At 49.1% G+C, this 340-nt stretch carries 1 pseudogene; it reads right to left on the bottom strand.

The features are described from left to right. Positions 1-184 precede the first annotated feature (184 nt). Positions 185-340 (bottom strand): annotated as a pseudogene (locus tag ACTHSP_RS23150) (pyrimidine 5'-nucleotidase); the annotation flags it as partial.

Genomic DNA, 340 nt, shown 5'->3' with positions numbered 1-340 from the left:
GATAGGTGTGCCGGTAGCATATTTTTGGCGTACGGCGGTACGGCCGGATTCGTTGGTGTAGGTTTCCCAAGAGCAACCGGCCAAAACAGTAGTGGCGGTCAGAATTAAAGCGAGTTTACGCATGATGTTGTCCTTGTTTTTAAATGTCGGCAATACCGTGTATTGTACTTGTTTTTTCAAAACTTCACGGCAGTTTTGTGCAAACTTCAAGCAAACCCTGCATATCTTTCGCTATGCCGTCGGCAAATGGCAGCGGATGGGCCTTTTCGCCGTACCAAACGGTCTTCATGCCCAAGGCTTTGGCTTGGTGCAGATTGTCGGCGCTGTCGTCCACCATAAT

Source organism: Neisseria sp. P0001.S005, from assembly GCF_051963715.1.
The sequence above is the reverse complement of the archived record's forward strand: the minus strand, read 5'-3'. Positions and strand labels throughout refer to the sequence as shown.